The sequence below is a fragment of the Streptomyces sp. MK37H genome (assembly GCF_018035285.1).
Taxonomy (GTDB): domain Bacteria; phylum Actinomycetota; class Actinomycetes; order Streptomycetales; family Streptomycetaceae; genus Streptomyces; species Streptomyces endocoffeicus.
The window spans coordinates 1-9,992 of sequence record NZ_JAAAYH010000333.1 but is presented as its reverse complement, the minus strand read 5'-3'; the positions used below and the strand labels follow the sequence as shown (position 1 = coordinate 9,992).

Annotated in this window: 11 protein-coding genes and 1 tRNA gene; 7 read left to right on the top strand and 5 right to left on the bottom strand. The window is 71.5% G+C overall.

Annotated features, from left to right (window positions below):
- A partial coding sequence (locus tag GWI24_RS32990) for an alpha/beta family hydrolase (protein WP_210949723.1) occupies window positions 1–658 on the bottom strand: 658 nt, incomplete at its 3' end.
- The gene (locus tag GWI24_RS32985; RefSeq protein WP_037952359.1) at window positions 658–1,476 is read right to left on the bottom strand and encodes an SOS response-associated peptidase; all 819 of its coding nucleotides are present in this window, start codon (window positions 1,474–1,476) and stop codon (window positions 658–660) included. The genes GWI24_RS32990 and GWI24_RS32985, both read right to left, overlap by 1 nt.
- Before the next feature lie 48 nt (window positions 1,477–1,524).
- Between GWI24_RS32985 and GWI24_RS32980 the strand changes: the two genes are divergently transcribed.
- From GWI24_RS32980 to GWI24_RS32965, 4 genes are all read left to right on the top strand, one after another.
- Window positions 1,525–2,238, top strand: coding sequence for a M50 family metallopeptidase (locus GWI24_RS32980; RefSeq protein ID WP_210949722.1), 714 nt, complete (start codon window positions 1,525–1,527; stop codon window positions 2,236–2,238).
- Window positions 2,239–2,388: 150 nt separating this feature from the next.
- A complete protein-coding gene (aroA, locus tag GWI24_RS32975; RefSeq protein ID WP_210949721.1) occupies window positions 2,389–3,765 on the top strand; it encodes a 3-phosphoshikimate 1-carboxyvinyltransferase in 1,377 nt (458 codons plus the stop codon).
- A gap of 12 nt (window positions 3,766–3,777) precedes the next feature.
- Window positions 3,778–4,785: a ribosome small subunit-dependent GTPase A gene (gene rsgA, locus GWI24_RS32970; RefSeq protein ID WP_210949720.1), complete on the top strand. Its 1,008-nt coding sequence runs from the start codon at window positions 3,778–3,780 to the stop codon at window positions 4,783–4,785.
- Window positions 4,786–4,927: 142 nt separating this feature from the next.
- Entirely contained in the window at window positions 4,928–5,251 is a 324-nt protein-coding gene (locus GWI24_RS32965) for a multidrug efflux SMR transporter (RefSeq protein WP_138913911.1), read from the top strand.
- A gap of 112 nt (window positions 5,252–5,363) precedes the next feature.
- Here GWI24_RS32965 and GWI24_RS32960 read toward each other — a convergent pair whose 3' ends face one another.
- Window positions 5,364–5,939 (bottom strand): TetR/AcrR family transcriptional regulator, encoded by a 576-nt coding sequence (locus tag GWI24_RS32960; protein WP_210949719.1) that lies wholly within the window; start codon window positions 5,937–5,939, stop codon window positions 5,364–5,366.
- A gap of 173 nt (window positions 5,940–6,112) precedes the next feature.
- On the opposite strand from GWI24_RS32960, the gene hisN reads away from it, so the two are divergent.
- Both hisN and GWI24_RS32950 read left to right on the top strand, forming a co-directional pair.
- A complete protein-coding gene (gene hisN, locus GWI24_RS32955; protein WP_037952348.1) occupies window positions 6,113–6,907 on the top strand; it encodes a histidinol-phosphatase in 795 nt (264 codons plus the stop codon).
- 188 nt (window positions 6,908–7,095) lie between these two features.
- On the top strand, window positions 7,096–7,488 hold the full coding sequence (locus tag GWI24_RS32950) for a cyclic nucleotide-binding/CBS domain-containing protein (protein ID WP_210949724.1): 393 nt from the start codon (window positions 7,096–7,098) through the stop codon (window positions 7,486–7,488).
- Window positions 7,489–7,583: 95 nt separating this feature from the next.
- Here GWI24_RS32950 and GWI24_RS32945 read toward each other — a convergent pair whose 3' ends face one another.
- Complete coding sequence (locus GWI24_RS32945) at window positions 7,584–9,050, bottom strand: catalase (RefSeq protein WP_210949718.1); 1,467 nt, start codon at window positions 9,048–9,050, stop codon at window positions 7,584–7,586.
- A 162-nt stretch (window positions 9,051–9,212) separates the two neighbouring features.
- Between GWI24_RS32945 and GWI24_RS32940 the strand changes: the two genes are divergently transcribed.
- Complete coding sequence (locus tag GWI24_RS32940) at window positions 9,213–9,626, top strand: Fur family transcriptional regulator (RefSeq protein ID WP_210949717.1); 414 nt, start codon at window positions 9,213–9,215, stop codon at window positions 9,624–9,626.
- Window positions 9,627–9,746: 120 nt separating this feature from the next.
- Here the strand turns inward: GWI24_RS32940 and GWI24_RS32935 are convergent.
- A tRNA-Met gene (locus GWI24_RS32935) sits at window positions 9,747–9,823 on the bottom strand.
- Window positions 9,824–9,992 lie beyond the last annotated feature (169 nt).

The window sequence follows — 9,992 nt, the reverse complement described above, 5'->3', positions numbered from 1 at the left end:
CGCGCGGCAGCCAGTCGGTGACGGCCCCGGTGATCAGAGCGAGCGCAGCGGGCTCGTCGAGGTCCGCCGACTTCGGCAGGCCGAAGACATGATCGCCGTACGGCACCTCCACGAGCTCCATGGCCGCGGGCAGCTCCGGGAACTCCTCCGGTCGCCCGAACGGGTCCCGGCCGCCCTGGACGATCAGCGTCGGCACGCCCGTGGCCAGCAGCTCCGCGGCCCGGGACCGCTCCGGCTTGCCCGGCGAGTGCAGCGGGAACGACAGCGCCAGCACGGCCTTCGCGCCCAGCTCCGTCGCGGTCCGGCAGGCCACCCGCGCCCCGGCGCTGCGGCCGCCCGCCACGATCGGCAGCCCGGCCTTCTCCAGCGCGGGCCATACGGCACGCCATCCGGTGTCGAGGGTCGAGGGGGCGGGCGCGATCTTCTTGCCCGCCACCCGCCACGGCTGCTCGACCAGCGCGACGCTCACGCCGAGCCCGGGGAGCGCCCCGGCCAGCGCGCGCAGGTCCCGCGCCTCGATGCCCCCGCCGGCGCCGTGGCCGGCGGCGAGCAGGGCATGGGCGCCGGGGGCGTGGTGCCAGGTGATCCGGGCGTCCCCGGCCGGGGTCGCCACCATCTCGGTGGTGACCTGAGGTTCATCCGTCTTCTTCGCGGCCATCAGAACAGCGTGCCCTCCTCCGGGGCCTCGAGCTCCTCGAGCAGCTCGGGGCCGTTGTTACGGACATCACTCACCCCGGTGGCCACCGGGTAGGCCCGCAGCAGCCCGGAGGGCGGCGGTGCCAGCAGCGGCAGCAGGTCGTCGGGGTCGGTGCGGCCCGGGTCCAGCCAGGAGGCCCAGCGGTCCTCGGTGAGGACCAGCGGCATCCGCGGGTGGATCTCGGCGAGCGAGCCCGGCCCCTCGTCCCGGGCCGCGCCCCCGAAGGGCTCCTTGTCCGCCTCGGTGGTGATCACCGTGCAGGTGACCCACCACGCCCGGGGGTGCTCGTCCGGCAGCGTCCGGTCCCGCCAGAATTCGTACAGCCCGGCCATGGCCATCACCGAGCCGTCCACCGGGGTCACGAAGTACGGCTGCTTGCGGGGCCGCTTGCGCTTGCCCTTCTCCTCCAGCTGCCGCTCCCCCGCCGCGGTGACCCACTCGTAGTAGCCGTCGGCGGGCAGGATGCAGCGCCGCGAGGCGAACGGGCGCCGGTAGGACGGCTTCTCGTGCACGGTCTCGGCCCGTGCGTTGATCATCTTGGCGCCGCCCTCGGGGGACTTCGCCCAGGACGGCACCAGCCCCCACTTCAGCGCCCTCAGCTGGCGAACCGGGCGCGGCTCGGCGGCGTCCTTAAGGGGACGCTCGAGCACCGCGTACACGTCCTTCGTGGGCGCGACGTTCCAGTCCGGCGCCAGAGTCTCCTCCGGCTCCCACTTCTCCACTCCGAAGAGCCCGACGAGATCCTCCGGCCTCCGGCTCGCTGCGTATCGACCGCACATAGGTGCCACACTGCCACGACCCCTACCGACGCGAGGAGCCGCCCGCACATGGACGCAACGAACGCCGCCGATCTGTGGGACCGGGTGACCGGCGCCCAGCCCGACCCCACCACCTGGCTGGTCGTCTCCACCGGCGTGATCGCGTTCGCGGTCGTGGTCTTCCGCACGGCGTGGCGAATAGCCCGTAACGCCATCACCATCGCCCACGAGGGCGGCCACGCCGTGGTCGCCCTGCTCAGCGGGCGGCGGCTGGACGGCATACGGCTGCACTCGGACACCTCGGGGCTGACCGTCTCGCGCGGCAAGCCCACGGGCCTGGGCATGATCCTCACCGCGGCGTCCGGCTACACCGCCCCGTCCCTGCTGGGCCTCGGCGGCGCCTGGCTGCTGGCGGCGAACCACATCACCTTGCTGCTGTGGGGAACGACGGCGCTGCTGGTCGCGATGCTGGTGATGATCCGCAACGCCTATGGCGTCCTTACGGTCGTCATCAGCGGGGCCGCCTTCTTCCTCGTCTCCTGGCTGACCGGGCCGGACGTCCAGGCGGGGTTCGCGTACGCCGTGGTGTGGTTCCTCCTCCTGGGGGGCGTGCGTCCGGCCTTCGAGCTCCAGCGCAAGCGCCGTCACGGCGGCGCGTACGACTCCGACCCCGACCAGCTCGCCCGGCTGACGGGCATTCCGGCCGGCGCCTGGCTGCTGCTCTTCCACGTGGTCTCGCTGTGTTCGCTGCTCGCCGGAGGGCGCTGGCTGATGGGGCTGTGACCCCGCTGGTGGGACCGTGACCCCCGTACGAGCACCCGGCGCGCCACCGCCGACACCTCGTGGGCGCCTTGTAGCAGCGCCGTGTTTCGACTGGGTTTCGCCACTTTCGATCAAGATTGGCACTCTGGGCGAACCACTAAAGTGAGACCCATGACCGGCATTGAGACCTCCCCGGGCGACCACGCCGCCCTCTGGCCCGCTCCGACCGCCGATGGAGCGGTCGACGCGACCGTCACCGTGCCCGGATCCAAGTCGGTCACCAACCGCGGTCTGATCCTGGCCGCGCTCGCCGCCGAACCCGGCTGGCTGCGCCGCCCGCTCCGCTCCCGCGACACCCTCCTGATGGCCGCCGCCCTGCGCGCCATGGGCGTCGGCATCGAGGAGACGGTGTCCGACGGCGCCCTCGGCTCCAGCGGCCCCTCCGGCGGTGGAGAGGCCTGGCGGGTCATCCCGGCGGGGCTGCACGGCCCGGCCACCATCGACGTCGGCAACGCCGGCACCGTGATGCGCTTCCTGCCGCCGGTCGCCGCCCTGGCCGACGGCCCCGTCCACTTCGACGGCGACCCCCGCTCCCACGAGCGCCCGCTGCACGGCGTGATCGACGCGCTGCGCGCCCTGGGCGCCCGCATCGACGACGACGGCCGCGGCGCGCTGCCGATGACCGTGCACGGCGGCGGGGCGCTGGACGGCGGCCCGGTCCGCGTCGACGCCTCGTCGTCCTCCCAGTTCGTGAGCGCGCTGCTGCTGTCCGCGCCGCGCTTCAACCAGGGCGTCGAGGTGCGTCACATCGGCGCCGCGCTGCCCTCCCTGCCGCACATCCGGATGACCGTGGACATGCTGCGCGCGGCGGGCGCGCGGGTGGACACCCCGGAGGCGGGCGGCGAGCGGGGCGTCTGGCGGGTGGCGCCGAGCGCGCTGCTCGGCCGCGACCTGGTCGTCGAGCCCGATCTGTCCAACGCGGCGCCGTTCCTGGCCGCCGCCCTGGTCACCGGCGGCCGGGTGACGATCCCGGACTGGCCGGAGCGCACCACCCAGCCCGGGGACGAACTGCGCCGGATCTTCACCGAGATGGGCGGTTCCTGCGAGCTCACCGACACCGGTCTGACCTTCACCGGAACGGGCCGGATCACCGGGATCGACGCCGATCTGCACGAGGTCGGCGAGCTCACCCCGGTGATCGCGGCGGTCGCGGCGCTGGCCGACTCGGAGTCGGTGCTGCGCGGCATCGCGCATCTGCGGCTCCACGAGACCGACCGGCTCGCCGCCCTCGCCAAGGAGATCAACGAGCTGGGCGGGGACGTCACCGAGACCGAGGACGGCCTGCGGATCCGCCCGCGCCCGCTGCACGGCGGGATCTTCCACACCTACGAGGACCACCGGCTGGCCACCGCCGCCGCCGTCCTCGGCCTGGCCGTCGACGGCGTGCTGGTCGAGAACGTGGCGACCACCGCCAAGACCCTCCCCGACTTCCCCGGTCTGTGGACCGGCATGCTCGACGCGACGACGACCTCGGCGCGGAGATCCTGAGAGCCTGGACTCATGCGCCGCTACGGCAAGCACACCGACGAGGACGACGTTCGGATCCGCCCCAACCGCAAGGGCAACCGGCCGCGCACCAACATCCGCCCCAAACACGAGGACGCCACCGAGGGATTTGTGCTGACGGTCGACCGCGGCCGGCTCACGGTCCTGGTCGAGGACCGCACCATCACCGCCATGAAGGCCCGCGAGCTCGGCCGTAAGGGCGTCGTGGTCGGCGACCGGGTCGCGATCGTCGGGGATCTCTCCGGCGACAAGGACACGCTCGCCCGGATCGTCCGGGTCGAGGAGCGCTCCTCCGTCCTGCGCCGGACCGCCGACGACGACGATCCCTACGAGCGGGTGGTGGTCGCCAACGCCGACCAGCTCGCGATCGTGACCGCCCTGGCCGATCCGGAGCCGCGCCCGCGACTGATCGACCGGTGTCTGGTGGCCGCCTTCGACGCGGGCCTGGAGCCGCTGCTCGTCCTCACCAAGTCCGATCTGGCGCCCGCCGACGACATGCTGAAGACCTATGAGCCGCTCGGCGTCCCCTATGTCGTCACCAGCCGCGACGAGCTGGCCGACGGCGACGCCGCCGACCGGGTGCGGGCGCGGCTGACGGACCGGATCACCGTCTTCGTCGGCCACTCGGGCGTCGGCAAGACGACGCTGGTGAACGCGCTGGTCCCGGACCACCAGCGGGCCACCGGCCGGGTGAACGCGGTCACCGGCCGCGGCCGCCACACCACCACCTCCGCGCTCGCCCTCCCCCTGCCGGACGCCAAGGGGTGGGTGATCGACACCCCGGGCGTGCGGTCCTTCGGGCTGCACCACGTGGACCCGACGCGGGTCATCCACGCCTTCCCGGACCTGGAGCCGGGCACCGAGGGCTGCCCGCGCGCCTGTAGCCACGACGAGCCGGACTGCGCGCTGGACCAGTGGGTGGCCGACGGCCACGCCGAACCGGCCCGGCTCTACTCCCTGCGGCGACTGCTGGCCACCCGCGAGCGGCGGGAGGGCGACTAGGCCCTGCCCGGGAGCGTGTTTGCCGCTCCAGCCGGGCGGTAAATGGATAATCGCATCAAGCAATCGAGGCGACTCAGGCAATCCAGGCGACCGGGGATGCCCCGGGCGACGGCAGCCCACGGCGGCACGGGAGGGCATCTCTATGGCGTGGCTGCTGGTCGTGGTCGCCGGGCTACTCGAAACCGGCTTCGCCGTCTGCCTCAAGCTCTCGCACGGCTTCACCCGCCTCTGGCCGACCATCGCCTTCTGCGCGTTCGCGCTCGGCAGCTTCGGGCTGCTGACGCTGTCCCTGAAGAAGCTCGACGTGGGGCCCGCGTACGCGGTGTGGACGGGGATCGGGGCCGCCGGGACCGCGATCTACGGCATGGTCTTCCTCGGCGACCTCGTCTCCACCCTCAAGATCATCTCCATCACGCTGGTGATCGTCGGCGTGATAGGGCTACAGCTCTCCGGCTCGGCTCACTGAGGCCATCGGTCCGTTGAGACCCGTCGGCCCGCTGAGACCGTCGGCCCGCTGAGGCCATCGTTCCGCTGAGACCCGGCCGCCCGCTGAGACCCGGCCGCCCCCTCGGACCGGCTCAGGCCAGCACGGTGCGCACCATACGGGCCACGTCCGCCGCCGGGGCGGGCGCCACCACGTACGACAGGGCCAGCCGCGCGACCGCCTCACAGGCCAGCGGCAGCTCGACCGCGCCGGGCGGCCAGTCACCCTCCAGCAGCCGCACCGCCCGGTCCCGCGCCTCGCCGATCAGCTCGCCGGGCGCGGGCAGCGGCTCCGGCTCCGGCTCCCCCGGCGGTGTCGTCCTTACGGACGTCGGCAGCCGCTCGTTCCAGCAGCCCGTGAGCACCGCCCGCACCAGCGGGTTCCCGGCCGCCGAGCGGACCGTCCACACCGCCGCGGCGGCCAGCCGCTCCCTGGGGGCCGCCGCGCCGGACACCCCGGACAGCGCCCGCTCGACCCCGCACAGATACGCGTCGGCCTCGCGCCGCACCAGAGCGCGGGCGAGGCCCTCCTTGCTGCCGAACTCGTTGTAGAGGGTCTGCCGGGAGACCCCGGCCGCCGCCGCGACGTCGGACATCTTCACCCTCGGCCACGGACGGCGCTCGAGCGCGGCGAAGGCCGCGTCGAGTAAGGATTCACGCGCTGCGGGCATCGTCGCCTCCCAGAGCGGGCATCGTCGCCTCCCGGCCCGGCATGTGCCCGACAGAATTGACGGGCCGCCAGATGAAGTCAAGAGCCGCGCACGGGCGGGCCGTCCAGCCGGAGTCCCCTGGTCGTTGTGGAGTCGTGTGGCTCCGCGTCTTTTCCTGTCGATACTGTTCGGCCATGCCCGACTACCACGATGACCTGCGTCTCGCCCACGTTCTCGCCGACACCGCCGACGCGACCACCATGGAGCGGTTCAAGGCGCTCGACCTCAAGGTCGAGACAAAACCCGATATGACGCCGGTGAGCGAGGCCGACAAGGCGGCCGAGGAGCTGATCCGCACCTCGCTCCAGCGCGCCCGGCCGCGCGACGCGGTGCTCGGCGAGGAGTTCGGCAGCGAGGGCAGCGGTCCGCGGCGCTGGGTGGTCGACCCGATCGACGGCACCAAGAACTATGTGCGCGGGGTCCCGGTCTGGGCCACCCTGATCGCCCTCATGGAGCGCGGTGAGGGCGGCGACCGGCCGGTGGTCGGGGTGGTCTCCGCACCGGCGCTGGGACGGCGCTGGTGGGCCGCCGAAGGGCTCGGGGCGTACACCGGGCGCAGCCTGTCCTCCGCGAGCCGGCTCGCGGTCTCGAAGGTGAGCAACCTCTCCGACGCCTCGTTCGCGTACTCCTCGCTCAGCGGCTGGGAGGAGCGCGGCAGGCTGAACGGCTTCCTCGATCTGACCCGCGCCTGCTGGCGCACCCGTGGCTACGGCGACTTCTGGCCGTACATGATGGTGGCCGAGGGCTCGGTGGACATCTGCGCCGAACCGGAATTGTCGCTGTGGGACATGGCGGCCAACGCGGTGATCGTGCAGGAGGCGGGCGGCCGCTTCACCGGACTCGACGGCGTACCGGGCCCGAACAGCGGCGACGCGGCGGCGTCCAATGGGCTGCTGCACGGGGTGATGCTGGACTACCTGCGGCCCTGAGGGGCCTTCCGGGGCTGACCGGAGTATGAACCGGAGCGCGGGGCGCCCTCAGCAGCAGATCGGCTTCCGCGCGCCCTTGTTGGACCCACCGAGGCATGTGAACATGAGAATCCCAGACCTTGTGAACTTGTGAATCCTTTCTCTAATGGGATCTGGGATTCACCAAGGAGGTGGCTCCATCCATGCCCATGCACGTCCGTGACGCCATGAGCTCGGTGGTCCTCACCATCGGCCCCGCGCATACGCTCCGCCAGGCCGCTCGGCTGATGTCGGCCCGCCGGGTGGGATCGGCCATCGTGCTCGATCCCGACACCAGCGGCCTGGGGATTCTCACCGAGCGCGACATCCTCAATTCCCTGGGGGCAGATCAGGACCCCGACCAGGAGACCGCACACGACCACACCACCGCCGATGTCGTCTTCGCCGCCCCCGGGTGGACGCTGGACGAGGCGGCCCGCGCGATGTCCCAGGGCGGCTTCCGCCATCTGGTCGTCCTCGACGCGGGCGACCCGGTCGGGGTGGTGTCCGTGCGCGACATCATCCGCTGCTGGGCCCCGGCGCCCCAGCCCGTACCGGCGTAAGGGCCCGGCACACCGCGCCCGGCACCCGAACCGGCACACGAAGAGGCCGGAGCCCAACGGCGTCCGGCCTCTTCGGTTGATACGGCAAGCGTCCGTCAGCCGCGCAGGGCCTGGACCGCGGCCTCCAGCCGCTTGCCGTAGTCGGCGTCCGCCTTGCGGAAGTTCTCGATCGCCCGCTGCGCGATGTCATCGCGGGAGACCTTGGCGATGAACTGCGCCAGATTCTCGATCAGGCGCTCCTTCTCGTCGTCCGACATCAGCCGGTAGAGGTTGCCCGCCTGGACGAAGTCGTCGTCCTCGGCGTGCGAGGGGGCCTCGTGGTCCCCGGTACGGCCGGACACCGGGGACGGCTGCCACAGCGCCTGGCCCGTCTCCGCCGGGCCGCCGAAGCTGTTGGGCTCGTAGTTCTTGGCGCCCGCGTGACGGCCGTCGTACAGGAAGCCGTCCCGGCCGTACGTGCGCGCCTCGGCGGCGTGCGGACGGTTCACCGGCAGGTGATCGGCGTTGATGCCGACGCGGTAGCGGTGGGCGTCGCCGTACGCGAACAGGCGGCCCTGGAGCATCTTGTCCGGGGACGGGCCGATGCCCGGCACGAAGTGGGCGGGCGAGAAGATCGACTGCTCGACCTCGGCGAAGATGTTCCGCGGGTTGCGGTTGAGCTCCAGCTTGCCGATCTCGATCGGCGGGTAGTCCTCGTGCGGCCAGACCTTGGTCAGGTCGAACGGGTTGAAGCGGTAGTTCGCCGCGTCGGCCGCCGGCATGATCTGCACCTGCACGGTCCAGGTCGGGAAGTCACCCCGTTCGATGGCCTCGCGCAGATCGCGCTGGTGGCTGTCCGGGTCCAGCCCGGCGGTCTCGGCCGCCTCTGCGGCGGTGAGGTTCTTGATGCCCTGGTCGGTCTTGAAGTGGTACTTCACCCAGAAGACCTCGCCCGCGGCGTTGTTCCACTGGTAGGTGTGCGAACCGTAGCCGTTCATGTGGCGGTACGAGGCGGGGATGCCGCGGTCGCCGAACAGCCAGGTCACCTGATGGGTGGCCTCGGGCGAGAGCCCCCAGAAGTCCCAGACGTTGTCCGCCTCCTGCGAACCGGTGTACGGGTCGCGCTTCTGGGTGTGGATGAAGTCGGGGAACTTGATGGCGTCCTTGATGAAGAACACCGGGGTGTTGTTCCCGACCAGGTCGTAGTTGCCGTCCTCGGTGTAGAACTTCAGCGCGAAACCGCGCGGGTCGCGCACCGCGTCCGCCGAGCCGAGGTTGCCGGCGACTGTCGAGAAGCGCAGGAACGTCTCGGTCTGCTTGCCGACCTCGGAGAGGAACGTCGCGCGGGTGTACTTCGTCACATCCGCGGTCACGGTGAAGGTGCCGTACGCACCGGCGCCCCGCGCGTGCACGATCCGCTCCGGGATCCGCTCGCGGTTGAAGTGGGCGAGCTTCTCGATCAGGTGCTGGTCCTGGATGAGGACCGGGCCGCCGACGCCCGCCGTCTCGCTGTTCTGGTTGTCCGCCACCGGAGCCCCGGACTCCGTGGTCAGCGGACCAGTGATGTTGTCCTGGACCGTCACGTGCGCCTCCTGCGTACTCGCATTCTGTCCCGTGGTCTGGGGCTGGTCACGATCCTACATTGGACATTGTCTAAGTCAAGAACACTTTGAGACTCGTACCCGGTCTGGTCAAGGACTCGTCCGCTGCTACCCTTGTCCTTATCTGACTGATAGGTGAATGGCATGAGTGACCTGCTGGAACGGCTCAGGGGACGCGGCTGGAGGCTGACGGCGCAGCGGCGTGTCGTCGCCGAGGTCCTCGACGGGGACCACGTGCACTACACCGCCGACGAAGTCCACGCGCTGGCGGCCGAGCGACTGCCCGAGATCTCCCGCGCGACCGTGTACAACACCCTCGGCGAGCTCGTCACGCTCGGCGAGGTGATCGAGGTCAGCACGGACGGCAGAGCCAAGCGCTACGACCCCAACGCGCATCACGCGCATCAGCACCTGGTGTGCGCGCGCTGCGGCACGATCCGCGATGTCCACCCCTCCGGCGACCTGCTCGCCGACCTGCCCACCCAGGAGCGCTACGGCTTCGCGATCTCCGCGGTCGAGGTGACGTACCGGGGGCTGTGCCCCGACTGCACGGCCTGAGGCCCGAGGGGGCCCGAGCGGCGCGGATCACGACCGTAAGGCCGTGACAGCGACCGTAAGGCCGCCCGCCACGGCGACAGACGGAAGGCCCGGATCCTTGAGGATCCGGGCCTTCCGTCGTGGTAGCGGGGACAGGATTTGAACCTGCGACCTCTGGGTTATGAGCCCAGCGAGCTACCGAGCTGCTCCACCCCGCGTCGTTGTGTAGCAACCTTAACCCGGGGTGGACAGCAGGAGCAAACCGGTTACCGAGAGGGGCGCCCGCCGATGGCTCGCCGCGGGCGGGTCCGGCGGATCTTTCCCCCTCCCCGCCCCTTCCCGAAACTGGGGCTCCGCCCCAGACCCCGGTCCTCAATCGCCGGACGG